This window comes from Mycolicibacterium litorale (assembly GCF_010731695.1).
GTDB classification, from domain to species: domain Bacteria; phylum Actinomycetota; class Actinomycetes; order Mycobacteriales; family Mycobacteriaceae; genus Mycobacterium; species Mycobacterium litorale.
In genome coordinates this window covers 1708155-1730992 of sequence record NZ_AP022586.1, presented here as the reverse complement: position 1 = coordinate 1730992, position 22838 = coordinate 1708155, and the positions used below count along the sequence as shown (strand labels likewise).

Genomic DNA, 22838 nt, shown 5'->3' with positions numbered 1-22838 from the left:
CACTTGACCTCTGGCCGGTTGTGGTGCCATGCTCGCCGACATGGCACTGCAACCGGTAAACCGCCGTTCGGTACCCGAAGACGTCTTCGACCAGATCGTCACCGAGGTGCTCAGCGGGCAACTCGCGCCGGGTCACGCGCTCCCGAGTGAGCGGAGGCTCGCCGAAGTCCTCGGGGTCTCCCGGCCGGCGATCCGCGAAGCGCTCAAGCGGCTCGCCGGCACCGGACTGATCGAGGTCCGCCAGGGCGACGCGACCACGGTGCAAGATTTCCGACGCACCGCCGGGCTGGATCTGCTGCCCCAGTTGCTGATGCGCGGCGGTGAACTCGACCTGTCGGTCGTGCGCAGCATTCTCGAGACCCGTCTGCACAACGGTCCGAAGGTCGCCGAACTGGCCGCCCAGCGCGGCGGTCGCGACGTGGCCGACCGGCTCGAGGACGCGATCAGCGCACTCGAGGGTGAGACGGATCCCGTTGCCGCGCAACGCCATGCACTCGCGTTCTGGGATCAGATCGTCGACGCGGCGGATTCCATCGTGTTCCGCCTGATGTACAACACGCTGCGGGCCAGTTACGAACCGGCGCTGCCGGCGTTGGCCACGATGATGGCCGACGAGGTCGGCCGTCCGGAGGCGTACCGCGCCGTCGCGGCGGCCGTCGTGGCGGGCGAACCGGAGGCCGCTGCGCAAGCTGCCCGGAGCCTGCTCGAACCGGCCACCACCGCACTGCTCGACGCACTCGGCGAACTGGACGCCCGATGACGCGCCGGACGTTCACGCTGGCCGACGCGGGCCGCGAATTCTGGCGCCATCCCTCGCCGTGGTTGATCGCCGGCACGCTGGTCGTGGCCGTCTGCGCGCGGGTCGCGGTGGGTGACTGGCAGGGCACCGACGCGGTGGTGCCGGTGGCGATGCTCGCGGCGTTCCCGTTCGTGGAGTGGGTCGTGCACGTCTGCGTCCTGCACTGGCGGCCACGGCGGCTCGGCCGGCTCCGCATCGACCCCCTGCTGGCGCGCAAGCACCGCGAACACCACGTCGATCCGCGGGACATCCCGCTGATCTTCATCCCGTGGCAGGCGCTGCTGTGGGTACTCCCGGTGGCACTCGGGGTGGCGCTGCTGGCCTTCCCCCGCCTCGGCATGGGTCTGACGTTCCTGGTGTGCCTGACGATCCTCGGCGTGGCCTACGAGTGGTGCCACTATCTGATCCACAGCGACTACAAACCGAAGACCGCCGCGTATCGGGCCGTCTGGCGCAACCACCGTCAGCACCACTTCAAGAACGAGCACTACTGGTTCACGGTGACCAGTGCCGGCACCGCCGACCGCGTTCTGGGTACCTACCCGGACCCCGCGGGGGTCGCCACGTCACCGACCGCGAAGAACCTGCACGGGGTCACGACTGGACGATGACCGGGTCGCCCATGCCGACGGTGTTGAAGTACCAGTCGGCGTTGTCCGGGCTGAGGTTGATACACCCGTGGCTGACGTTGGCGTAGCCCTGTGAACCCGTCGACCACGGCGCACCGTGCACGTACACGCCGCCCCACGTGATGCGCACCGCGTCGTACACGGTGAGCTTGTAGCCCTCGGGATCGTCCAGCGGGATGCCGATCGTGCGGGAATCCATCACGACCACAGACTCCTTGCCCAACACCCGGAACGTACCGACCGGGGTGGGGAACTTCGGCTTGCCCATCGACGCGGGCATCTCCCGGACCACCTGGTCGTCGATGCTGACGGTGAAGGTGTGCGCGTCGATGTCGGCGACACCGACCACGGCCGCGCCGGTCCGGAAGTTCGTGATGAAGTCGCCCGCGGTCACCGAGATCGGCGAATGCGCGGGCCAGAAGCTGGTGGGGGTCCACTGCATGGTCGAGTCACTGAGCCAGGTGAACTCACCGCTCGGCGTCGTAGGCGCGGTGATCTGCAATGACCGCTCGGCCGCCGACCGGTTCTGCACCGGGGCGTCGAACCGCACCGTCAGCGGCTGCGCGACCCCGACGACCGCGCCCGCGGCGGGTTCGATCGCGGTCACGTCGGGCGGTGTGCTGATGGCGGCGGAGCCCGTGGCCACCGAGCCGGTCATCGCGATGGCGACAGCACCGGCGATGGCGGCGACCGAACGTGTGACCGTACGCAGCATGGCCCCAGTGTAGGGGCGGCCGACGGCGCGACCCGGAGAGCGACGGCGGCCCGGCGCCGCGGCGGCGGATGTTCTGACTCGGCTTGTCACCACGTCATGGTCATCGCAACCGGCGGTCTCAGCGTTTCACCCGGGCCCGTCCCAACCCCGTCAACAGGTAGCCGAGCGCCAGGAACATCGCCCCGAGCAGGGCGATGTTGATCCCGACGGTGAGCGTGCCGACGCTCTCGGGGTCGAGGAAGTAGTACGGCGCGCGCCGGCCGGCATGGTTGAGCACCGCCAGCGCGACGACCACGTAGCAGGCCGGATAGACCAGCCAGGCCCACGGATACCACCAGCGGACCGCCGACTGCCTCGGCCCGGCCAACCCCCACTCGGCGAGCGCCAGCACGGGCACCACCACGTGCAGCAGGAAGTTCGCCGGGGTGTAGCCCATGCTGTAGTCGGTCAGGAAGAGGTTCCACACCAGCCCCGCGACCACGACGTACAGGACCGCGGCGCCCCGCAGCGCCGAGCGCGCGTCGGCCCGCCGCGACAGCAGCGTCGCGGCGTAGAACCCGGCCGCCAGCAGGTTGGCCTGGTAGGTGAAGGTGACCAGCCGCCACAGCACACCCGAGCGCGACGTCAACTCCACCAGCACCACGGCCACCACCACGGCGGCGACGACGGCCACTCGCAGCACGGTCCTCAGCAGCGGGACGGCCGGGGAGGCTTCGGTCACGCTCGCGAGGATAGCGACGGCCGCCCACCGCGCCGGGCGCCTCAGGCCGCGAGAATGTCCCTGAGCAGCGCCGTCTCGATGTTGCCGCCCGACACCAACGCCACCGCGGGGCCCGCCGGCGCCACGCGCCGGTATCCGGCCATGGCCACCGCGCCGCTGGGTTCGCTGACCAGGTGAGCGCGCTGCGCCAGATCTCTCACCGCACGACGGATCTCGTCTTCGGTGACGGTGATGACGTCGTCGAGCACCCGCTGCAGGTGGGCGAAGGTGAGCTCGGACGGCTGCGAGCGAAGTCCGTCGGCGATCGTGCGGTTGCGGTCCTCGATCGACCAGTCCACCCGATGGCCGAGCCGGAGGCTCTCGGCGGTGTCCCCCGCGAGTTCGGGTTCCACGCCGTGCACCGTCGCGCCGGGACACAAGGCCCTGATCGCCGTGCCGACCCCCGAGGCCAGGCCACCGCCACTGACCGGGATGAAGACGTGTTCGACCTCGGGCAGGTCTTCGGCGATCTCCAGACCGGCGGTCCCCTGGCCGGCGATGATGTCGGGGTGGTCGAACGGCGGCACGAGCACCCCGCCCGTCCGCTCGACGACCTCGGCGGCCACGGCTTCGCGCCGGCCGGCGCCGCACAGCACCACCTCGGCGCCGTGGCCGCGCGTCGCGTCGATCTTGACCCGCGGCGTCTCCTCCGGCATCACGATGTGCGCCGCGATCCCGTACCGCGCCGCCGCATAGGCGACGGCCTGGGCGTGGTTGCCGCTCGAGTACGCCACCACGCCCCGGGCCCGCAGCTCGGGATCCAGTCGGGCGATCGCGTTGAACGCACCGCGGACCTTGAACGCCCCGATGGCCTGCAGGTTCTCCGGCTTGAGCCACAGTGCGCCTGCCCATGCGGCGGGGATCAGGGGGGTGCGCAGCACGTCGCCGCGGATTCGCGTCGCCGCGGCGCGGACGTCGTCGATCGTGACCAGTTGCACCCGCCCAGTCTGCCCGGCGCCACGCCCGAGAAGCCCCCTGGGTGGCGGGATCGCGGGGCGGCCGGGGTTATGCTCGACCGATCGTAGGTTCCTCGCGTGTCCGTGCAGCGGTTGCCGTCTGCGATGTGCGAAAACTGACGGGAGCGTCTGCGATGACGCCCATCGACCCTTGTCCTCCCGATTCCGGCCGACTGACGATCTGCGACCGAGCGCCCATCCCCGGTGGCGTCGACGGCGCCTGGTGGCCCCGCAGCGCCGACCTCGGCGACGAGCTGTCCGACGTTCTCGCCGTCCTCAGCCGGCTGATCGGGCCCATCCGGCGGGTGGTCTACGACACCGCCGCGTGGACGTCGGCGCCCAGCCGCGTCATGCACCGCAACCACGCCGTGGCCGTCGACGCGTACCGGCTGGTCGCCAGCGACACCCTCTATCTGGTCGGCACCCACTCCCGCGACGCGCTGCTCTACGTGATCGCTTCTGACGTGCCTGCGCCGACAGCCCGTTCGGTGCTCGACACCGTGGGCGCAGGGAAGGAATCGATCGGCGTGACGCAGTTGCGCCGGATGGTCCACGGACAACCGGCACCGACCGGCCACTGGCAGGAAGGCGCCGCATTGTGAGTGCGTTCACCGACAAGATGTTCGCCAGCGCGCGCACCAGCACCAACGGCATGGTCACCGGTGAACCGCACGATCCGGTGCGGCGGTCCTGGCGTGAGGTGCACGAACGGGCCCGTCGCATCGCAGGCGGGCTGGCCGCCGCGGGCGTCGGGCCGGGCGACGCCGTCGCGGTGCTCGCGGGCGCCCCCGAGGAGATCGCGCCGACCGCGCAGGCGCTGTGGATGCGCGGCGCCAGCCTGACCATGCTGCACCAGCCGACTCCGCGTAGCGATCTGGCGCTGTGGGCCGAGGAGACCGCGAGCGTCATCAAGCTGATCGACGCGCGGGCGGTGGTGTTGTCGGAACCGTTCATGGCCGCCGCCCCGGTGCTGGAGCAGCTCGGGATCACGGTGGTGACCGTCGGCGACCTTCTCGCCGCCGAGCCGATCGACCCCGTGCCCACCGCCGACGACGACGTGGCGCTCATGCAGCTGACGTCCGGGTCGACCGGCTCACCGAAAGCCGTTCACATCACCCATGGCAACGTCGTGTCGAACGCCGAGGCGATGTTCAGCGCGGCCGACTACCGCCTGGAGTCCGACGTCATCGTCAGCTGGCTGCCCCTGTTCCACGACATGGGGATGACGGGATTCCTCACGGTGCCCATGTATTTCGGCGCCGAATTGGTCAAGGTGACGCCGCTGGACTTCCTCGGCGACATCCTGTTGTGGCCTCGGCTCATCGACAAGTACCGGGGCACGATGACCGCAGCGCCCAACTTCGCGTGGGCGCTGTTGGCGAAAAGGCTTCGGCGACAAGCTGTTCCGGGCGAATTCGATCTGTCCACACTGCGCTTCGCACTGTCGGGAGCCGAGCAGGTCGACCCGGCCGCGGTCGAGGATCTGTGTGATGCCGGCGCCACGTTCGGCCTGGACCCCGGCGCCATCCTGCCGGCCTACGGGATGGCCGAAACCACAGTCGCCGTGTCGTTCTCGGCGCTCGGCGCCGGTCTGAGCACCGACGAGGTCGACGCGGACCTGCTGTCGGCCTTCGATCGCGCGATCCCGGCGAACACCGGCCGTACCCGCCGGCTGGCGTGCCTCGGGCCGCCACTGGGCGACATGGAGGCACGCGTCGTGAACGCGGATGCGGTCGTGCTGGGTGCTCGCGCGGTGGGGGTCATCCAGGTCCGCGGTTCGTCGCTGACCCCCGGCTACACCACGATGGCGGGCTTCCGGCCCGCGCCCGACGAATGGGGTTGGTACGACACCGGAGACCTCGGTTACCTCACCGAGGACGGCCGGATCGTGTTGTGCGGCAGGGTCAAAGACGTCATCATCATGGCCGGACGCAACATCTACCCCACCGACGTCGAACGCGCCGCGGCGCGCGTGAACGGCATCCGGCCCGGCTGCGTGGTCGCGGTCAGGCTCAACGCCGGCCACCCGCGCGAGACGTTCGCCGTGGTGGTCGAGGCCTCGGGCTGGGAGGACCACGCGGAGGTGCGGCGGATCGAGCACGAGGTGGCCCATGCGGTCGTCGCGGAGGTCGATCTGCGTCCGCGCAAGGTTTCGGTCGTCGCGCCGGGCACCATCCCCAAGACGCCGTCCGGAAAACCCCGCCGCGGGTTGGCCACCGCTCTGGTCGCCTGACCGCTCGACGGCGTTAGGGTGTGCCGGTGGCGCCCGATCCGACCCCGGAGTTCTCGCTGCCGATCGTGCCGCGCTACGCCGAGATCGACCAGCAGGGCGTCGTGTTCAACGGCCACTACCTGACCTGGTTCGACGAGGCCTGCACCGCGTTCTTCGACCATCTCGGCGTCGCGTATCCGACGCTGATCGCCGACGGACTCGACTTCCAGGTCGTGCACAGCGAAATCGACTACGCCGCTTCGGTTCGCTGGCGCGATGCGGTCCGGGTGACGGTGCGGTGCGAACGTGTCGGGACCACCAGCTTCACGCTCGGGTTCGCGGTGTCGCGCCGCGACGCGGACGCCCCGGAACAGGTCGCGGTGACCGGTCGCAACGTCTACGTCGTGGTGTCGACGGCCGACTGGACCAAACGCGACCTCCCGCCCTCGCTGCGCAGTGCGCTGTCGGGCGGTTGATCGGACCGCGGGCCGGCGCGCCGGGCGGTACGGTCTGCGCATGGGCCATGAGCACGGCGAGCAGCCGCACCGAGATCTCCCACCCGGGCTGGCCGAGCAGCTGGATCTGCCGTATTCGGGGATGGTGTCCTTCGGCCACCGGCCCTTCCTGACCGAGACCGCGCAACTGGAGTCCTGGCGACCCGACGTCGCGATCGTCGGCGCACCGTTCGACGTCGGCACCACCAACCGCCCCGGCGCACGGTTCGGTCCCCGCGCCATCCGAGCGACGGCCTACGAACCCGGCACCTATCACATGGACCTGGGGCTGGAGATCTTCGACTGGCTCGAGGTCGTCGACTTCGGTGACGCCTACTGCCCGCACGGCCAGACCGAGGTGTCGCACACCAACATCCGCGAGCGGGTGGCCGCGGTGGCCTCGCGCGGCATCGTGCCGGTGGTCCTCGGCGGCGACCATTCGATCACCTGGCCCGCCGCGACCGCGGTGGCCGACGTGCACGGTTACGGCAACGTCGGCATCGTGCACTTCGACGCCCACGCCGACACGGCCGACGACATCGAGGGCAACCTCGCCAGCCACGGCACGCCGATGCGGCGGCTGATCGAATCCGGCGCCGTACCGGGCACCCACTTCGTCCAGGTCGGGTTGCGTGGGTACTGGCCGCCGCAGGACACCTTCGAGTGGATGCTCGAGCAGGGCATGACGTGGCACACCATGCAGGAGATCTGGGAGCGCGGGTTCAAGGAGGTGATGCGCGACGCCGTCGCCGAAGCCCTCGACAAGGCCGACAAGCTCTACGTGTCCGTGGACATCGACGTTCTCGACCCCGCGCACGCACCCGGCACCGGGACACCCGAACCTGGCGGCATCACCAGCGCGGACCTGCTGCGCATGGTCCGTCAGCTCTGTTACGAGCACGACGTGGCCGGCGTGGACGTCGTCGAAGTGGCACCCGCCTACGATCACGCCGAACTCACCGTCAACGCCGCGCACCGCGTGGTGTTCGAAGCGCTGGCCGGGATGGCGGCGCGCCGGCGCGATGCCGCGGGGGCCGAGCCAGGTCCCCCGTCGCGGTGACGAGGGACCGCGCCCTCAGCCCTTGGTCAGCGTGAACTGCGCGACGTCGGTGTAGCCCTCGCGGAACAGGTCGGCGCAACCGGTCAGGTACTTCATGTACCGGTCGTAGACCTCCTGCGACTGGATCGCGATGGCTTCGTCCTTGCGCGCCTCGAGCGCGGCCGACCAGATGTCGAGGGTCTTGGCGTAGTGCAGGCGTAGCGGCTGCACCAGCTTGACCTCGAAACCCGCCTTGGTGGCGTGGTCGGTGACGGCGCTGGCCTGGGGCAGATCGCCGCCGGGGAAGATCTCGTCCATGATGAACTTGAAGAACCGCAGCTTCTGCATCGTGATGGGCAGCCCGCGCTCTTCGAATTCCTCGTTGCTCGGCTTGATGATCGTGTGCAGCATCATCACGCCGTCGTCGGGCAACGCGTCGTAGGCCATCTTGAAGAAGTCGGTGTAGCGGTCGCGGCCGAAGTGCTCGAACGCGCCGATCGACACGATCCGGTCGACCTTCTCGTCGAACTGCTCCCAGCCCTGCAGGAGCACCCGCTTGCTGCGCGGGCTGTTCTGCTTGTCCAAGAGCTGCTGGACGTGGGCCTGCTGGTTGCGCGAGAGCGTCAACCCGACCACGTTGACGTCGTATTTCTCCAGCGCGCGGTTGATCGTCGCGCCCCAGCCACACCCCACGTCGAGCAGTGTCATACCGGGCTGCAGGCCGAGTTTGCCCAGCGACAGGTCGATCTTGGCGAGCTGCGCCTCCTCGAGCGTCATGTCGTCGCGCTCGAAGTATGCGCAGCTGTAGGTCTGCGTGGGATCGAGGAACAGCCGGAAGAAGTCGTCGGACAGGTCGTAATGCGCCTGAACATCCTCGAAGTGGGGCGTCAACCCCTGGGCATCACTGCTTGTTTCTGGCAAGGTACAGCCTCTGACGTCGTCGTTTGTGGTTGTGCGCGGCGCTCCCCCGGTCTCGAGAGCCGCCCCCGTCGTCTGCGCACACTACCCGAACCGCCACTGCGCCCGGACCACACCGGCCAGGTCAGACCGGCGAAGCCCGTCGCACGGGCGAAACCAGCGCGACCCGCTCCGGTGATCATCACTATCGTGGTGGCACGGCCGAGGTTCGGCTGATGTCGAAGCAGGAAGGGAGACCGCTCGTGAGTACTCCGGATGGACCGGTGTTCGGTGACGACGCCCCGGAAGCCGACGTCGTCGAGCAGCTGATACCGGTCGACGTGGACGACGAGGAGGAAGGCGGCCTGGACGCGGCCCGGGTGTCTGTCTCGACCAACTGGGACGCCAACGAGGCCGACCTCATCGAACAGGCGATCGCCGTGCCGCTGTCCGACGACGACCCGGAGTTCGACCGCTGAACGCGCGCTCGATGCTGCGCGCCCTGGTGGCGGGGCTGGCGGTCGCCGGTGCCTTCGGCGCCGCCGCCCCGGCCCAGGCTGACGACGGTGGGCCGCTGACGGCGTTGGTCGACGCCGCCGCACAGCGGTTGCAGACCGCCGAACCGGTGGCGGCCAACAAGTGGAACACCAAGGGCCCGATCGAGGATCCCGCGCGGGTGGAGCAGGTGCTGACCTCGGTCGCCACCGATGCATCCGCGCGAGGTGTGGACGCCCAGCGGGTGCGCCGCATCTTCGCCGACCAGATCGCGGCGACCGAGGCCATCCAGCACAGCCGCTTCGCGCAGTGGAAGCTCGACCCGGCCGCGGCGCCCACGACGGCGCCCGACCTCGCGTCGTCGCGTCAGCTGATCGACGGGCTGAACCGGGCGATGGTCGAACAGCTCGCGGCGCAGTGGTCGCTGCTGCAGTCCGCGCAGTGCGGTGACCGGGTGCGCGACGCCACCGAGGCGGTGTCCGACACCCGGCAGCTCGACGAGTTCTACCGCCGGGCGCTCTGGTTCGTGACACGGTCCTACTGCGGCTGACGATGACGGACCCCACGACACCGAAGTCGATCTTCGTCACCGGCGCAGGCAGCGGGATGGGGCGGGCCGGCGCACAACTGTTCCACTCCAGGGGCTGGCGGGTCGCCGCGGTCGACCGCAACGAGGCCGGGCTGAGCGCGCTCGACGCCGAACTCGGCAGCGACCGGCTGTGGACCCGTCAGGTCGACGTCACCGACAAGGCCCAGCTCGACGGCGCGCTCGCCGACTTCTGCGGCGCCCGCGGTCTCGACATGATGTGGAACAACGCTGGTGTCGGTGAGTCGGGCTGGTTCGAGGACGTGCCCTACGAGGCGGCCATGCGGGTGGTCGACGTCAACTTCAAGGCGGTGCTGACCGGCGCATACGCTGCCCTGCCCTATCTGAAGCGGACGCCCGGCAGCCTGATGTTCTCCACGTCGTCGTCATCGGCGACCTACGGGATGCCGCAGATCGCGGTGTACTCGGCCACCAAACACGCGGTCAAGGGCCTCACCGAGGCGCTCAGCGTCGAATGGCAGCGCCACGGCGTGCGGGTGGCCGATGTGCTGCCGGGCCTGATCGACACGGCCATCCTGCGTGAGACCCCGAACCACTCGGCGGCCGCCCGCTCGGCGGATGCGACCGATGACGTCACCGCCTCCGCGCCCAAGCGCGGGCCGTTCCGGTTGATGCCGGCCGCCAGCGTGGCCGAGGCGGCGTGGGCGGCCTACCAGCACCCGACCCGGCTGCACTGGTACGTGCCGAACAGCATCCGGTGGATCGATCGGCTGAAGGCCATCAGCCCGGAGTTCGTCCGCGGGCAGATCCGCAAGGCGCTGCCGCGGCTGACCGACCGCTGACGTTTCGGCGGTTCGCACCCGGGTATCTCGCAGGCCATGAGCAGCGACCCCGCCGACACCGGTCAGGACCCCGACGCCGATCCGGAGATGAAGCAGAGTTCCGTGCAGCCGCAGCCCGATCAGGCCGAGGGCGAGGACGATGCTGCGGAGACGTCGTAACGGCTGACCGCGGTCAGTTCTCCCTGGGCAGGAGTTCGGCGGCGAACCGTTCGACGAACGCCTCCATCGGCACCGTCGCCGCCGGCCGGATCACGAACTTCGTCAGCCCGGCCTCCAGGTAGGCGTCGAGCTGCCGGTGCAGCGCCGGCCAGTCGGGTGCGATCAACGCGGCCGGGTCGACATCCGGGCGCCGGCCGCGGACCACGTCGACCATCTGGTCGGTGAGTTCGCCGTCGGCCACGGCGAGTGAGATGCCGAAGTGGTCGGCTTCGATGTGCCGGCCGGCTTCCTCTGCGGCGCGCTCGATTTCCTGCCGTCCGTGGCGGGCCTCCTCGGGCGTCAGGAAGCTGCCCAGCCAGCCGTCGCCGAACCGGCCGATCCGGCGGAACGCCGCGGGCGCCGCCCCGCCCAGCCAGATGTCCAGTGGCCGGTCGAGCCGCGGCGCGACCGCCACGTCGCGGACAGTGAAGAACTCCCCGTCGAAATTCACGTCGGGTTCGGCGAGGACCGCTCGCAGCAGTGCCAGCGATTCGTCGAAGACCGCGGCCCGCTTTCCGGCCGGGACCGCGAAGATCGCGCGCTCGGCCGGAATGGCCGATTGCAGACCGAAGACGGGCAGCACCCGCTTCGGCGCGAGCGCGGCCAGCGACGCCAGTTGTTTGGCGACGAGCACCGGGTGACGGCCCGGCAGGATCGCCACCGACGTGCCGACCTTGAGGCGGGTGGTGCGGCCCAGTGCGTAGGCCATGCCGACGAAGGGGTCGGTCGCCTCGGTGTAGACGAGCTCGGACAACCACAGGGAGTCCACGCCGCTGCTCTCGAGGTGGTCGACGATGGCCGCCAGCCGGTCGGCGGACGTCTCCGCGCCGATCCCGACGCCGAATCGGATCTTCATACTCGCCGAGTCAACGCGATCGCCGATCCGATGGCAGCGGCGGGTGTGGTTCTGGCAGGCTGCCGGAAGTGGGCGCACCGGTTTGCCCTACGGCAGAGAGGAATCCACCGTGCAGGGTTCGGTCAGCGTGACGATGAACGCTCCGGCGCAGAAGGTGTGGGAGCTGGTTTCCGACGTGCGCAACACCGGTCGGTTCTCCCCGGAGGTGATGGAGGCCGAATGGCTCGACGGCGTCACCGGACCCGCGCTGGGCGCGAAGTTCCGCGGTCACGTCCGGCGTAACGAGATCGGCCCGGTGTACTGGACGACCTGCCGGGTCACCGCCTGCGAGCCGGGTCGCGAGTTCGGGTTCGAAGTGCTGGTGGGCGACCGCGCGGTCAACAACTGGCACTACCGCTTCACCCCGGTCGACGGCGGCACCGAGGTCACCGAATCCTTCCGGCTCAACGACTCCCCGCTGATGCGGGTCTTCGCGGTCGCCGGCGGCCAGCTGCGCAGGCGCCGCAACATCCGGGACATGCGCAAGACGCTGGAACGCATCCGGGATGTGGTCGAGGGCGAGCCGAGCTAGGCGAACTCGAAGTCCTGCGCGTCCGGGTGGCGGGTCCAGGTCCAGTAGTCGACGAGGCGCCACGGGCTGAGCGTGTAGATCTCCCCGTGTGAGTTCTTGTAGAACGAATGCTTGACCGACGGCTGCGACCACACCAGCTTGCCGAGCTCTTCCTGGCTGCGTCTGCGCCAGTCCTCCGCACACTCCGCGCGCGGGTGCATCCACCGGTGGCCGCCGTCGATCAGCAGCTCGAGACACTGTGCGATGTAGCGCATTTGGCATTCCGAGTGGAAGATCAGGCTTCCGCCGTGCGCGAGATTGGTGCCCGGTCCGTACATGCAGAAGAAGTTGGGGAACTCGGGCACCGTGATGCCGAGGTAGGCGGACGGGCGTTCGCCCCACTGTTCGCTCAGCACCCGTCCCCCGCGGCCGACGACGCGCATCGGCCACAGCATCCGGTTCGCGTGGAAGCCGGTGGCGTAGACCAGGATGTCGGCCGGGTGCCGGGTACCGTCCTCGGTGACGACGCCGTCCGCCTCGATCCGGGCGATGCCGGTGCGGACGAGGTCCACGTTGTCGCGGGTGAGGGTGTGCAGCCAACTGCCGTTGTCCTGCAGCGTCCGCTTACCGGTGGCCGGATAGTCGGGCAGCACCTTGGCGACCAGCTCGGGGTCGTCGCCGACCTGGCTGGTGATCCACTCGGTGAACATCATCCGCGCCATGTCGTTGACCTCACTGACCGCGCGCTGCGGGTCGGGATAGTCGGGATCGACCCTGGCCGCCTCCAGACCCTTGTCGCAGCCCGGCCAGAACAGCAGGAACCGGTACCACCTGCCGTAGAACGGCAGGTGGCGCAGCGCCCAGCGGACACCGTCGCCGACCGATGCGTGATAGTTCGGGTTCGGGAACATCCACTGAGCCGTGCGCTGAAAAACGGTCAGCCGGTTGACCTTCGGCGCGATGGCGGGGGCGATCTGGAACCCACTCGCGCCCGCTCCGATCATCGCGACGTCACGGCCGCGCAGGTCCACCGAGTGGTCCCATTCGGCGGAGTGGAACGCCGGCCCGGCGAAGTCCTGCTGTCCCTCGATCGCGGGGATGTGCGGGCGATTGAGCTGGCCGACGGCGCTGATCACCGCACGGGCCCGCAGACTGCTGACGGCGCCGTCGCGGCCACGCAGGTGCACGGTCCACGACGCGGTGTCCTCATCCCACGCCGCCTCGGTGACCTCGGTGTCGAAGCGCGCGTGCGGCGCGAGGTCGTGGCGGTCGAACACCCGCTGGAAGTACGCCTGTAGTTCGGGCTGTTCGGCGAAGAAGTGTGTCCAGCCGTCGGAGGGTTCGAAACTGTAGCAGTAGAAGTGATTTCCGACGTCGACCCGCGCCCCGGGATAGGTGTTCTGCCACCAGGTGCCGCCCACTCCGGCGTTGCGTTCGACGATGGTGAACGGGATACCGGCCTCCTTGAGCCGGATCCCCGCGAGCAGTCCGGATTCGCCGCAGCCGATGACCAGCACCGGGAAGTCGGACCGCGCCGGGTCGGCTGGTGGCACCGCGCGGGTGTCGCGCCCGTCGAGTTCCATCTCCTCGAGCAGCATCGGCACGTATTCGGCGGGCACGGGTTCGCAGACCAGCCACTGCATCATCTCGTGCAGGAGCTCCGAGCGAATGGGGGCGGGTTCGGGGCATCCGCGGTCCCGGTAGTCCGCGATGATCGGAAGGGCGAGCGCGCGCACCGCGGCCTTGTCCTCCTCGGACAGGTAACCCTGCACCTCGTTGAGGAACAGCCCGGCCGGCCGGATCGGTCCGCGGATCAGCGACGCGTCACCGGACATGTGAACCAGCGACATCATGAGCGTGGGGATGCTGACGTCGAGCAGTGCCTCGGCGATCTGCTCGTCCGAATCGGTGAAGGGTTGCCCGGCATGTGGGTTGCGCACTGTCCGGTGCTATCACGTTTCTGCCCGTGCGGTGCGGGTATTTGGGTCCGGTGAGCGAGCCTTCGGACAAACCCGCCGACTACGACCGCAAACTGCCCGACGACATCTCCGATGCCACCGTCGAGGCGGTGGGTTCGGTGTCGGAGGCGCTGGAATGGGTGGAACGCGCCCGCGGTCACCTGTACTCCTTCCATCAATTGATGGGGCGGGCCGACCTGTTGCTCGGCGAAGCCTGCGACAAGCTGCGCGAGGCCGGCCACGACGAGGCCGCCGACCGGCTGGCCACCGAACTGGTGGGCCGCAACGTGCTCTACGGCCGCTGGACCTTCCAGATCGTCGAGGATTTCGACGACAACTACTGGTCGGTGTTCCGCGACCACGAACGCCGGGTCCGCGACGAACTGCAACAGGGTCACCGGCACGTGTTCGAGGCGCGGATGAAAGAGGACCGGCGCACCAAGGGCAGGCGCGGCCACGAGGGCCGGCCCGAGGGTTAGTCTCGAACCCGTGGGCATTGCGGCTCGAGTCAACGGAGCGGTTCCTCCTGACGTGCCGCTGGCCGAGATCAACCTGGGGTCCTGGGACTTCTGGGCTCTCGACGACGACATGCGCGAGGGTGCGTTCGCGACCCTGCGCCGTGAGGCGCCGGTTGCCCACTTCCCGGAGTTCGTCCAGGAGGGCGTCGAGCAGGGCCGCGGACACTGGGCGATCACCCGCTACGACGACGTGTTCTACGCCAGTAGGCACCCGGAGATCTTCAGCTCGGCCTCGGGCATCACGATCGGCGACCAGACCCCCGAGCTCAACGAGTACTTCGGTTCGATGATCGCGATGGACGATCCCCGGCACAGCCGACTGCGCAACATCGTGCGCAGCGCCTTCACCCCGCGGGTGCTCGCGCGCGTCGAGGATTCCGTGCGGGACCGGGCCCGGCGGCTGGTCGCCGAGATGGTGGCTCGCCATCCCGACGGCGACGGCGAGCTCGTCACCGACTTCGCGGGACCCCTACCGTTGCAGATCATCTGCGACATGATGGGCATCCCCGAGGACGACCACCAGCGCGTGTTCCACTGGACCAACGTCATCCTCGGGTTCGGCGATCCCGACCTGACCACCGACTTCGACGAATTCATCAACGTGGCAATGGAAATCGGGGCCTATGCGACGGCGCTGGCCGACGACCGGCGCGCGCATCCCGGCGAGGACCTGACGACCAGCCTGGTGCACGCCGAAGTGGACGGGCACCAGCTCACCTCCGCCGAGGTGGCGTCGTTCTTCATCCTGTTGGTGGTCGCAGGCAACGAGACCACCCGCAATGCCATCAGTCATGGTGTGCTGGCCCTGAGCCGCTATCCGGACCAACGCCGGATCTGGTTCTCCGACTACGACGAGGTGGCGCCGACCGCGGTCGAGGAGGTCGTGCGGTGGGCCTCGCCGGTGAGCTACATGCGGCGCACGCTGACCCGCGACGCCGAGCTGGGTGGCGTGAATCTCGTTGCCGGGGACAAGGTCACGCTGTGGTACGGCTCCGCCAACCGTGACGAGTCCAAGTTCGCCGATCCCTGGACCTTCGACGTCCGCCGCAACCCCAACCCGCACGTCGGGTTCGGCGGCGGTGGCGCGCACTTCTGCCTGGGGGCGAACCTGGCGCGCCGGGAGATCACGGTGGCGTTCGAGGAACTGCACCGACAGATCCCCGACATCACCGCTGCGGAGGAGCCCAGCCGGCTGCAGTCGGCGTTCATCCACGGGATCAAACGGCTGCCGGTGACCTGGACACCGCCCCGGTGAGGCCGAACGTGTGGGCGTCGCAGATCTCGGCGAGGCCCTCGCGGGTCGGTCCGGGCGGCACCGCCGGCCGCCAGCCCGCGGCGAAGATCGCCCGCGCCCGCGCCTCGGCCGGCGCCAGGCTGTCCGGTAGCGCCGCCATCGTCGCGTAGGGCTCGACCAGCGGGCGAAGGCTCGGATCCGCTTCGGCCGCCGCGACGATCAGATCCGACGGCAGTCGCCGGGTCGCGTCCACTTGCTCGCCGCCCCAGCGCCGGACCCGCTCGCCGTCGGCGTAGCGGTGGTCATCGAACCACGGCCGGACGTGACGTTCGCACCACGCGTCGAATCGTGCTGTCACAGTGTCGATAGCGATGTCGATGTCGATGTCGATGTCGAGGTCGGCGTACTCGTCGAGCATGTGCAGTAGTGCACGGGCCTGCATGAGGGCCAGCGTCACCCCGCGGCCGGCGAGCGGAGTCGTCGTACACACCGCGTCTCCGACCGAGATCAGCCCGGGCAGGAGCGGCGTGCCGCCGGGGCCGAGCTGCGTGCGGTAGCTGTTGTACAACCGGCCACCGGGCAGCACGGGGGTCAGCGGATGCGATCGCCCCGGCTCGATCCAGTCGGACAACCGCGGGATGGCGCGGACCGCCGCCTCGAACACGACGTCTTCCCGCAGGCGACGGAGCCGGGTGTCGGTGCCGTCGTGGGTGAACGTCACCGAGAAGGTGCCGCCGTCGTGCACGAACGCGATCGCGGCGTAGCCGGACATGCTCAACTGCAACCCGATCGGCGAATTCACCGGCCCCGGTTCCGCACCGGGGTGCAGACGGTACTGCCGCGTGGCGTAGACGGCGCCGCAGTCGCCGCCCTCGGTCTCCGGCCGCAGTCCCCGCAGGTATCTCGCGGCCCGGCCCGAGGCGTCGATGACGACGTCGCCGGTCAGCACACGGCCACCGGTGACGACGCCGTGGACCCGGCTGCCCGGCCGATACGGCCGTTCCACGGTGCCGACGACGCGGGTGACGCCTGCTTGCCGCGCGGCCATGCCGCTCAGCGCGCGTTCGAACGTCGACCGTCGGCACAGGAGCGCGACCGTGTGACCGGTGGGTCCGGCGGCGATCTGCGCACCGGATGCCGTCAGCGCGTCGACGGCGTCGGGCATCTCGGCACGCAGCGCGTCGATGACCGGTGCGCGAAAGGTGTGAGCGTGCTCGAACTGCATCACTCCCCTGCGCTGCCACGGCCCCGACGGCGGCGGCCCGGGGTCGCGGTCGACGACGGTCACCCGGTGACCGCGGCGCGCCAGCGCGATCGCGCAGAACAATCCGGTGGGGCCCGCACCGACGACGATCGCGTGCATGGCGCCTCCTAATTGAGGTAACTTGGGGTGCAATGAATACTCCGAGAGTGACCTGGAATGGGTGAGGAAGTCAAGAGGGGCTACCGGTCGAGCCTACGGAAGGCGCAGGCGCAGGAAACCCGCCGCGCCGTGGTGGACGCGGCCGCCCGGCTGTTCATCGAGAAGGGCTACGGCGCCACGACCATCGATGCGGTCGCCGACGCGGCCGGTGTCAGCCGCAAGACCGTGTTCACCTCGGTGGGCGGCAAGATCGATCTGCTCACCCTCGCCGTGGACTGGGCGGTGGCCGGTGACGATGCCGACGTGCCGTTGTCCGGCCGCGATGAGATCCTGCGGGCGCTGGCCGCGGAGGATCCCGCCGAGATCCTCCGCGGCTGCGTCCGCGTCATGGCCGGGGTCAACGAACGGGTCGGGGAGCTGTTCCGCACGCTCGAGGTGGCGGCGGGCATCGACTCCGAGGCGCAGGCGCTGCTGACCACGGTCCGCGCGCAGCGGCTGGCCGACGCGCGTACGGTCGCGCGCCGCCTGCGGGCGGTGGGAATGCTGCCTGGGCGCCGGGCGTACGACGAGGCGGTGGACCTGATCTTCCTGGCCACCGATCCGCACCCGTACGACGTCCTGGTCCGCCAGCGCGGCTGGTCGGCGGCCCGGTATGCGCGGTGGCTCGCCGACTCGCTGATCGAGCAGTTGGGCGCGACGCGAGCCGTTTGTCCGACGGGCCTGCGGGCACTCAAGGTGCGTTGTATTCGATCAGGATGGAGGACCATGCAATCCGAACGTTTCCGCACGCTGGCTGAGTCGGAAGGCCCCTACGCGTCGGTGTACTTCGACGATTCCCACGACACCGAGGATGCCGCCGCCCAGCGGGATCTGAAGTGGCGCGCGGTCCGCGACGAATTGGAGAGCCAGAACGCGCAGCGCGAGCTGATCGAGGTGCTGGAGAACGCGATCCTCGACGCGTCACCCGCGGTGGGCCGCAGTGGCCGAGGGCTCGTGGCCGCGGCGGACGGCGTCCTGCTCAACGAACACCTGATCCGGCCGATCGAAACGCCCGTCGTGCGGGTGTCATCGCTGCCGTACCTCGTCCCGGTGGTGGAGCACGGTGCACTGCACTCGACCTACGTGATCGTCGCGGTCGACCATGCGGGCGCCGACGTCGAGGTGCACCGCGACCGGAAGGTCGAGTCGGCCACCGTCGACGGTGGCGGCCACCCGATTCACAAAGCGGACAGCGCAGAGACCCCCGGGTACGGCGATCCGCAACGCCGCACCATGGAGGCCGGCCGCAAGAACCTGCGCGCCGTAGCCGAGCGGCTGGCGACGCTGGTCGACGAGCTCTCCCCCGAAGTCATCTTCGTCGTCGGGGAGGTGCAGTCGCGTGCGGATCTGATGCCCACGCTGGAGGATCGGGTGACCGAGCGGGTGGTGGAACTCGAGGTGGGCGCCCGGAACAGTGGATTCTCCGACGAGGATCTGCACCATGCCGTCGACCAGGAGTTCCTTCGCCGCCGACTGGCCGCGATCGAACATGCGGCAGAACAGTTCTCGCAGGCCATCGGTCAGGGCTCCGGTCTGGCGACCCAGGGCCTCGGCGGGGTCTGCGCCGCGCTGCGGGCGGGCGCCGTCGAGACGCTGATCATCGGCGACATCGGTGATGCGACCGTCGTCGCCGGTGAGGATCTGATGACGGTGGCACCGAATGAGAACGTGCTCTCGGAACTGGGCAGCGCGCCGAGCCAGACCCTGCGGGCCGACGAGGCGCTCCCGGTGGTGGCGATCCGCACCGGCGCGGCGCTGATCCGCACCGACGAGCGGATCACCCCGGACGACGGGATTGCCGCGGTGCTGCGGTACGCGCTGCCCTGACCGTCAGCGCGTGCGGTCCAAGAGGGCCGCGACGGGGCTCTCCTCGAGGTGCGTGCGCAGGTCTTCGGCGTTCTCGAAGACCGCGCGCGCACCCGCCTCGGTGAGTTCGCCGCGGGACACCCCACCGCTGAGCACTCCGATCGACGTCACACCGGCACGCTCGCACGCCTCGATGTCCCACACCGCGTCGCCGACGAACACCGCGCGATGCGCGTCCACGCCGGCGCGTTCCAGCGCGATGTTGACGATGTCGGGCTGCGGTTTGGCGGTGTCGACGTCTTCGCCGGATGTCATGGCGGAGAACACGTCCTCGCTGTCGAGCACCTCGCGAAGCACCTCGAGCTCGTCCTCGGGCGCCGAGGTGGCCAGTACCACCTGCAGGCCGAGCCCCTGCACCCGTTCCAGCAGTGCGCGCGCACCCGGCAGCAGCTGCAACAGGTCCTTGCGTTCGAGGTAGTAGCGGGAGTGGCCCTCCTTTAGGCGTTTCCGCGCATCGTCGTCGGCGTCGGGCACCAGGGTGTCCAGCAGCGTCGACCCGTCCATCCCGATGGATCGGTGCACTCGCCACGACTCGACGGTCAACCCCTCGTCCGCGAACGAGCGGTGCCAGGCATGGACGTGCAGATAGTTGGAGTCGACAAGCGTGCCGTCGATATCGAAAAGCACGGCCGGTGCGGAACCGGCCGTGCTCTGCTGGTCGGTCATCGGGTCCGGTGATCGGTTACAGGGTGCCCGTGCTGGTCGGTGACGGTCTGACCCTGGACGACGCCTTGGCCACCGCCGTAGGGGTCTTCGTGCTTGCCCGCCCCCTGCGCATCCGGCTGCATGTCCTCAGCCTTCGGCGTGTGGGGATCGAGCTCGTCGGCGAGCTTGCGGCGCTCGTCGAGTTCCTGACGCGAGGTCGTGACGGCGTCCCGGTGGGTGGAGGCGACGTTGCGCAGCCGGGCCGCCTCGGCGGCTTTGGCTTCCGCCTCGGCCTCGGCAGCCCTGGCCTTGGCCTCGGTCTGCTGCGCGACGAGATCGCGCTTCTCGACATGCTGATGGTGTTCCTGGACCTCCTCGCGGATGCGTTGCGCTTCGAGGTGGCGGTGTTGATTGCGGCGTTTCCGGGCCAGCATCGCCAGCGCGGCGATGACCAGTAGCGCCACCACCGCGGCGATGACGATCCAGACGACGGTGTTGGTGGACACGTCGGCTCCTTCGGTAGGTCGGGCATGGCCAACTATTGACTGTCCCGCTGATTGCGAGTGCCCCTCCGCACCGTCGGTTAAACGGCGGCGGTCACCCCGCCCCCAGCGCGGCCAGCATGCCCGTGGCGGCCCGCGGCCAGGTGAAGTGTTCGGCGCGCCGGCGCGCGTTCGTGCGGCGCAGCGATTCCGGAATCCGGATGACGCTGCCGACGGCGCGGGCGATCGCGTCGGGGTCGTTGTCGGCCGCAGCACCGCTGTCGGCGGTGAGGATCTCGGCGAGCGCGGACGTGCGCGACACGACCGCAGGCGTGCCGCACGCCAGCGCCTCGAGCGCGGCCAGACCGAACGTCTCGTGGGGGCCGGGGGCCAGTGCCACGTCGGCGGACGCCAGGATGCCCGCCACGGTGTCCCGGCAGCCGATGTATCCGGTGAAATGCACCGGCAAGCCTGCGGCCTGGCGTTCCAGCCGTTGCCGCAGCGGTCCCTCGCCCACCACGACGAGCCGTGCATCGACCCCCGAACCACGTAGTGCCGCAACGGCATCGATGCTGCGGTGCGCATGCTTTTCCACGGACAGCCGTCCGCAGTGCACGAGAAGTGTCTGGTCGCGTGCGGCCCACTGCTGCCGCAACGCCTCGGACCGTCGGCGCGGATGGAACTGGTCGAGGTCCACCCCGAGTGGGACGGTGACGACGTTCGTGGCGTCGATGCGGTCGAATTCGGTGCGAGCGAACGCGGTTGTGCAGACGACGGTGTCGTAGTTGCTCGCGGTGCGGCGATTGGCGGCGTCGGCGATCGCGCGGGCGGTGCGCCCGGGAAGCACCTGCCCGATGAGCCGGTCGAGCCGTTCGTGGGAGATCATCACCGTCGCGGCGCCGTGCCGCCTCCCCCAGCCCCCGAGGCAGCGCAGTGTCAGGCGGTCGGACACCTCGATCGCGTCCGGTGCGAGGTCACCGAGGACCGCGGTGACCGGCCCGGGCAACACCGCGCGATATCCGCCGGTGAAGGGAATGAGCCGAGCGGGCAGGGTGATTCGTGTGACGCCGGTGGGCAACCGCTGGGTTTCGGTGCGGCGGCCGGGGACGACGAGGTACACCTCATGGCCGGCCGCGCAGTATTCCGCGCCGAGCCGGTCGACCGCGGTGCGCAGCCCGCCCGAGCGTGGCCCGTAGAAGTTCGCGACCTGCACCACCCGCACTGCTCGATGAGACCCGACACGTCTATGCGTTTCGCGGCGGACCGTCGACGGGCGGCTGAACGACCCGTGAACTCCCCGGCCCGCGGTGGCTTGTCGGTGATTCGAGCTCCTGGCGCGATTCTGCCGCCCGACCACGTCGGCCCCGATGACCGCACCGCCGACCAACGACACCACGACGCGGTCAATCGGGTCCTGCGCGACGTCGTGGAATCCGGCGGGCTCGGGCGGGTCGCCGGTGTGCCCGCCACCATCGTCGCCACCACCACCGTCAACGAACTCGAACGCGCCGCCGGCTAGGCGGCCACCGGTGGCGGCAACCGCCTACCGATCCGCGACCTCATCCGCATGGCGGCGCGCTCGCGGCACTATCTGGCGGTGTTCGACGACCACACCGACATCGACGACCTCACCCTGGCCTGCCAACCCGCCAACCTCTTGATCGAGAAGACCGGCTACACCACCAAGCGTCCCGGCAACGGCCGCACCCAATGGATCCCACCGGCCCACCTCGACACCGGCCAACCCCAAACCAACAACCACTTCCACCCGAGGCGCTACCTCACAGACGCAGACGACGAACCCGACTAGTCGACGTAGCGGGTGAACCAGTCCTGCACGCGTTTCCATGCGTCGGCGGCGGCCGTGGCGTTGTACCGCTCGCCGGTGTCGTTGAAGAAGGCGTGGTTGGCATCGGGCTCGGTGACGAGTTCGAAGACCATGCCGGCCTTCTCCAGCGCAGCGCGCGCGACCGGCTCACTGGCGTTGACGCGCTGATCTTGCGCGGCGTAGATGCCCAGCACGGCAACGTCTTTCGAGCCGGAGAAGTCGGGATTCTCGGGCGTCGGGCCGTAGAACGGCACCGCGGCGGCCAGTCGTGGCTCCCCTGCGGCCAGCAGCCGCCACACCATGCCGCCGCCCATGCAGAACCCGACGGCCGCGAGCTTGCGATCGGGCACCCGGCGCCCCAGCTCGTCGATCCCGGATTTGAGGTCGGCCACCGCCTCCTCCGGTGGGAGCTTGCTCAATGCCGCGGTGGCCTCGGCCGGGTCGGCGAACGTCCCGGTGCCGCCCTGCCCCGACAGCAGATCGATCGCCAACGCGGAGTAGCCGATTCCGGCGAACCGGCCCGCCACCGACCGGATGTAGTCGTTGAGCCCCTTGTTCTCGTGGATCACGAGCACGGCGCCGCGCGGCTGGGACGCGGCGGCCCACGCCCCCTGCAACTCGCCGCGTGGTCCGGCCCAGGTGACCGGTTCCGTCGGCACTGCGTCCTCCGCGCCGGGCGGTGGGGCGCTCACCGTGGCGGCGCCGCTCGACGTCACCGGCGCCTCCGCCTCCTGTTGCTTGTTCTGACTGCACGCGGCGAACAACGCCGTCGCCCCAGCGGTGCCGATGCCCAGCAGGGACAGTCTGCGCAGGGCCTCACGGCGCGACAGCAGGCCGTCGACATGGTCGGTCGCGATCTCTTCGGCGATGTAGCGCTGCAGCGGTGTCATCTTCGCGAGTATGCGCGCCCCGTCGA

Annotated in this window: 27 protein-coding genes and 1 pseudogene; 17 read left to right on the top strand and 11 right to left on the bottom strand. The window is 69.7% G+C overall.

Features of this window, described 5'->3' with window-relative positions; genetic code table 11:
* Nucleotides 1-40 precede the first annotated feature (40 nt).
* Nucleotides 41-760 (top strand): FadR/GntR family transcriptional regulator, encoded by a 720-nt coding sequence (locus G6N30_RS07995; protein WP_134051611.1) that lies wholly within the window; start codon nucleotides 41-43, stop codon nucleotides 758-760.
* Nucleotides 757-1410: a sterol desaturase family protein gene (locus G6N30_RS07990; RefSeq protein WP_134051610.1), complete on the top strand. Its 654-nt coding sequence runs from the start codon at nucleotides 757-759 to the stop codon at nucleotides 1408-1410. Before G6N30_RS07995 ends, G6N30_RS07990 begins: the two co-directional genes overlap by 4 nt.
* On the opposite strand, the gene G6N30_RS07985 is transcribed toward G6N30_RS07990, so the two are convergent.
* The 3 genes from G6N30_RS07985 to G6N30_RS07975 all read right to left on the bottom strand — a co-directional run bounded on the left by G6N30_RS07985 (nucleotide 1394) and on the right by G6N30_RS07975 (nucleotide 3841).
* Nucleotides 1394-2143: a L,D-transpeptidase gene (locus G6N30_RS07985; RefSeq protein WP_134051609.1), complete on the bottom strand. Its 750-nt coding sequence runs from the start codon at nucleotides 2141-2143 to the stop codon at nucleotides 1394-1396. The genes G6N30_RS07990 and G6N30_RS07985 overlap by 17 nt on opposite strands.
* A gap of 118 nt (nucleotides 2144-2261) precedes the next feature.
* Nucleotides 2262-2864, bottom strand: coding sequence for a Pr6Pr family membrane protein (locus tag G6N30_RS07980; protein ID WP_234880067.1), 603 nt, complete (start codon nucleotides 2862-2864; stop codon nucleotides 2262-2264).
* A 41-nt stretch (nucleotides 2865-2905) separates the two neighbouring features.
* Nucleotides 2906-3841 (bottom strand): threonine ammonia-lyase, encoded by a 936-nt coding sequence (locus G6N30_RS07975; protein WP_134051608.1) that lies wholly within the window; start codon nucleotides 3839-3841, stop codon nucleotides 2906-2908.
* 152 nt (nucleotides 3842-3993) lie between these two features.
* Here G6N30_RS07975 and G6N30_RS07970 point away from each other — a divergent pair, with 152 nt between their 5' ends.
* Genes G6N30_RS07970 through speB form a run of 4 tightly spaced genes read left to right on the top strand, consistent with a single transcriptional unit; the run spans nucleotide 3994 to nucleotide 7625 of the window.
* The gene (locus tag G6N30_RS07970) at nucleotides 3994-4461 is read left to right on the top strand and encodes a DUF5994 family protein (protein ID WP_134051607.1); all 468 of its coding nucleotides are present in this window, start codon (nucleotides 3994-3996) and stop codon (nucleotides 4459-4461) included.
* Nucleotides 4458-6092 carry a fatty acyl-AMP ligase gene (locus tag G6N30_RS07965; protein ID WP_134051606.1) on the top strand — a complete coding sequence of 545 codons (1635 nt, stop codon included), beginning with the start codon at nucleotides 4458-4460 and terminating at the stop codon, nucleotides 6090-6092. The genes G6N30_RS07970 and G6N30_RS07965 overlap by 4 nt, the downstream gene beginning before the upstream one ends.
* Before the next feature lie 26 nt (nucleotides 6093-6118).
* A complete protein-coding gene (locus G6N30_RS07960; protein WP_134051605.1) occupies nucleotides 6119-6547 on the top strand; it encodes an acyl-CoA thioesterase in 429 nt (142 codons plus the stop codon).
* Nucleotides 6548-6587: 40 nt separating this feature from the next.
* The gene (gene speB / locus G6N30_RS07955) at nucleotides 6588-7625 is read left to right on the top strand and encodes an agmatinase (protein WP_134051604.1); all 1038 of its coding nucleotides are present in this window, start codon (nucleotides 6588-6590) and stop codon (nucleotides 7623-7625) included.
* 15 nt (nucleotides 7626-7640) lie between these two features.
* Here the strand turns inward: speB and G6N30_RS07950 are convergent, their stop codons facing one another.
* Nucleotides 7641-8525: a cyclopropane mycolic acid synthase family methyltransferase gene (locus tag G6N30_RS07950; RefSeq protein ID WP_134051603.1), complete on the bottom strand. Its 885-nt coding sequence runs from the start codon at nucleotides 8523-8525 to the stop codon at nucleotides 7641-7643.
* Between the two features lie 239 nt (nucleotides 8526-8764).
* Between G6N30_RS07950 and G6N30_RS07945 the strand changes: the two genes are divergently transcribed.
* Genes G6N30_RS07945 through G6N30_RS27335 form a run of 4 tightly spaced genes read left to right on the top strand, consistent with a single transcriptional unit; the run spans nucleotide 8765 to nucleotide 10544 of the window.
* Complete coding sequence (locus tag G6N30_RS07945) at nucleotides 8765-8980, top strand: Rv3202a family protein (RefSeq protein WP_134051602.1); 216 nt, start codon at nucleotides 8765-8767, stop codon at nucleotides 8978-8980.
* A gap of 11 nt (nucleotides 8981-8991) precedes the next feature.
* Complete coding sequence (locus G6N30_RS07940; RefSeq protein WP_134051601.1) at nucleotides 8992-9546, top strand: chorismate mutase; 555 nt, start codon at nucleotides 8992-8994, stop codon at nucleotides 9544-9546.
* A gap of 2 nt (nucleotides 9547-9548) precedes the next feature.
* On the top strand, nucleotides 9549-10385 hold the full coding sequence (locus G6N30_RS07935; RefSeq protein WP_134051600.1) for an SDR family oxidoreductase: 837 nt from the start codon (nucleotides 9549-9551) through the stop codon (nucleotides 10383-10385).
* A gap of 36 nt (nucleotides 10386-10421) precedes the next feature.
* Entirely contained in the window at nucleotides 10422-10544 is a 123-nt protein-coding gene (locus G6N30_RS27335; RefSeq protein WP_264007007.1) for a hypothetical protein, read from the top strand.
* Nucleotides 10545-10557: 13 nt separating this feature from the next.
* Here the strand turns inward: G6N30_RS27335 and G6N30_RS07930 are convergent, their stop codons facing one another.
* Nucleotides 10558-11439 (bottom strand): TIGR03854 family LLM class F420-dependent oxidoreductase, encoded by an 882-nt coding sequence (locus G6N30_RS07930; RefSeq protein ID WP_134051599.1) that lies wholly within the window; start codon nucleotides 11437-11439, stop codon nucleotides 10558-10560.
* Nucleotides 11440-11548: 109 nt separating this feature from the next.
* Between G6N30_RS07930 and G6N30_RS07925 the strand changes: the two genes are divergently transcribed.
* Nucleotides 11549-12010: an SRPBCC family protein gene (locus G6N30_RS07925; protein ID WP_134051598.1), complete on the top strand. Its 462-nt coding sequence runs from the start codon at nucleotides 11549-11551 to the stop codon at nucleotides 12008-12010.
* On the opposite strand, the gene G6N30_RS07920 is transcribed toward G6N30_RS07925, so the two are convergent.
* Nucleotides 12007-13929, bottom strand: a complete 1923-nt coding sequence (locus G6N30_RS07920; protein WP_134051597.1) for a flavin-containing monooxygenase — start codon at nucleotides 13927-13929, stop codon at nucleotides 12007-12009. The genes G6N30_RS07925 and G6N30_RS07920 overlap by 4 nt on opposite strands.
* 50 nt (nucleotides 13930-13979) lie before the next feature.
* Here G6N30_RS07920 and G6N30_RS07915 point away from each other — a divergent pair, with 50 nt between their 5' ends.
* Together G6N30_RS07915 and G6N30_RS07910 are read left to right on the top strand one after the other, a co-directional pair.
* Nucleotides 13980-14426: a hypothetical protein gene (locus G6N30_RS07915; protein ID WP_134051596.1), complete on the top strand. Its 447-nt coding sequence runs from the start codon at nucleotides 13980-13982 to the stop codon at nucleotides 14424-14426.
* Nucleotides 14427-14436: 10 nt separating this feature from the next.
* Nucleotides 14437-15720: a cytochrome P450 gene (locus G6N30_RS07910; RefSeq protein ID WP_134051595.1), complete on the top strand. Its 1284-nt coding sequence runs from the start codon at nucleotides 14437-14439 to the stop codon at nucleotides 15718-15720.
* Here G6N30_RS07910 and G6N30_RS07905 read toward each other — a convergent pair.
* Nucleotides 15683-17062: an FAD-dependent oxidoreductase gene (locus G6N30_RS07905; RefSeq protein ID WP_134051594.1), complete on the bottom strand. Its 1380-nt coding sequence runs from the start codon at nucleotides 17060-17062 to the stop codon at nucleotides 15683-15685. The two genes, G6N30_RS07910 and G6N30_RS07905, sit on opposite strands and share 38 nt — an antisense overlap.
* A 57-nt stretch (nucleotides 17063-17119) precedes the next feature.
* Here G6N30_RS07905 and G6N30_RS27190 point away from each other — a divergent pair.
* Nucleotides 17120-17260: pseudogene (locus G6N30_RS27190) on the top strand (TetR family transcriptional regulator); the annotation flags it as partial.
* Nucleotides 17261-17827: 567 nt separating this feature from the next.
* Nucleotides 17828-18928, top strand: coding sequence for an Rv2629 family ribosome hibernation factor (locus tag G6N30_RS07895; RefSeq protein ID WP_134055045.1), 1101 nt, complete (start codon nucleotides 17828-17830; stop codon nucleotides 18926-18928).
* Between the two features lie 3 nt (nucleotides 18929-18931).
* Here the strand turns inward: G6N30_RS07895 and G6N30_RS07890 are convergent, their stop codons facing one another.
* From G6N30_RS07890 to G6N30_RS07880, 3 genes are all read right to left on the bottom strand, one after another.
* Entirely contained in the window at nucleotides 18932-19633 is a 702-nt protein-coding gene (locus G6N30_RS07890) for an HAD family hydrolase (RefSeq protein WP_134051593.1), read from the bottom strand.
* Nucleotides 19630-20118 carry a hypothetical protein gene (locus G6N30_RS07885; RefSeq protein WP_234880066.1) on the bottom strand — a complete coding sequence of 163 codons (489 nt, stop codon included), beginning with the start codon at nucleotides 20116-20118 and terminating at the stop codon, nucleotides 19630-19632. The genes G6N30_RS07890 and G6N30_RS07885 overlap by 4 nt, the downstream gene beginning before the upstream one ends.
* Before the next feature lie 91 nt (nucleotides 20119-20209).
* Nucleotides 20210-21316, bottom strand: coding sequence for a glycosyltransferase (locus G6N30_RS07880; RefSeq protein ID WP_134051592.1), 1107 nt, complete (start codon nucleotides 21314-21316; stop codon nucleotides 20210-20212).
* Between the two features lie 96 nt (nucleotides 21317-21412).
* Here G6N30_RS07880 and G6N30_RS27445 point away from each other — a divergent pair, with 96 nt between their 5' ends.
* Together G6N30_RS27445 and G6N30_RS27440 are read left to right on the top strand one after the other, a co-directional pair.
* Entirely contained in the window at nucleotides 21413-21613 is a 201-nt protein-coding gene (locus G6N30_RS27445) for a DUF222 domain-containing protein (protein WP_234880065.1), read from the top strand.
* A gap of 48 nt (nucleotides 21614-21661) precedes the next feature.
* On the top strand, nucleotides 21662-21904 hold the full coding sequence (locus G6N30_RS27440; protein WP_234880064.1) for an HNH endonuclease: 243 nt from the start codon (nucleotides 21662-21664) through the stop codon (nucleotides 21902-21904).
* Here G6N30_RS27440 and G6N30_RS07870 read toward each other — a convergent pair.
* Entirely contained in the window at nucleotides 21901-22812 is a 912-nt protein-coding gene (locus G6N30_RS07870; protein ID WP_134051591.1) for a dienelactone hydrolase family protein, read from the bottom strand. The two genes, G6N30_RS27440 and G6N30_RS07870, sit on opposite strands and share 4 nt — an antisense overlap.
* Nucleotides 22813-22838 lie beyond the last annotated feature (26 nt).

What these genes read in the sequence shown, in the direction of transcription:
- G6N30_RS07895 (WP_134055045.1), top strand. Translation starts at nt 17,828, where the DNA reads ATGCAATCCGAACGTTTCCGCACGCTGGCTGAGTCGGAAGGCCCCTAC.
- G6N30_RS07995 (WP_134051611.1), top strand. Translation starts at nt 41, where the DNA reads ATGGCACTGCAACCGGTAAACCGCCGTTCGGTACCCGAAGACGTCTTC.
- G6N30_RS07990 (WP_134051610.1), top strand. Translation starts at nt 757, where the DNA reads ATGACGCGCCGGACGTTCACGCTGGCCGACGCGGGCCGCGAATTCTGG.
- G6N30_RS27335 (WP_264007007.1), top strand. Translation starts at nt 10,422, where the DNA reads ATGAGCAGCGACCCCGCCGACACCGGTCAGGACCCCGACGCCGATCCG.
- G6N30_RS07970 (WP_134051607.1), top strand. Translation starts at nt 3,994, where the DNA reads ATGACGCCCATCGACCCTTGTCCTCCCGATTCCGGCCGACTGACGATC.
- G6N30_RS27440 (WP_234880064.1), top strand. Translation starts at nt 21,662, where the DNA reads ATGGCGGCGCGCTCGCGGCACTATCTGGCGGTGTTCGACGACCACACC.
- G6N30_RS07940 (WP_134051601.1), top strand. Translation starts at nt 8,992, where the DNA reads ATGCTGCGCGCCCTGGTGGCGGGGCTGGCGGTCGCCGGTGCCTTCGGC.
- G6N30_RS07870 (WP_134051591.1), bottom strand. Translation starts at nt 22,812, where the DNA reads ATGACACCGCTGCAGCGCTACATCGCCGAAGAGATCGCGACCGACCAT.
- G6N30_RS07890 (WP_134051593.1), bottom strand. Translation starts at nt 19,633, where the DNA reads ATGACCGACCAGCAGAGCACGGCCGGTTCCGCACCGGCCGTGCTTTTC.
- G6N30_RS07985 (WP_134051609.1), bottom strand. Translation starts at nt 2,143, where the DNA reads ATGCTGCGTACGGTCACACGTTCGGTCGCCGCCATCGCCGGTGCTGTC.
- speB (WP_134051604.1), top strand. Translation starts at nt 6,588, where the DNA reads ATGGGCCATGAGCACGGCGAGCAGCCGCACCGAGATCTCCCACCCGGG.
- G6N30_RS07935 (WP_134051600.1), top strand. Translation starts at nt 9,549, where the DNA reads ATGACGGACCCCACGACACCGAAGTCGATCTTCGTCACCGGCGCAGGC.
- G6N30_RS07930 (WP_134051599.1), bottom strand. Translation starts at nt 11,439, where the DNA reads ATGAAGATCCGATTCGGCGTCGGGATCGGCGCGGAGACGTCCGCCGAC.
- G6N30_RS07905 (WP_134051594.1), bottom strand. Translation starts at nt 17,062, where the DNA reads ATGCACGCGATCGTCGTCGGTGCGGGCCCCACCGGATTGTTCTGCGCG.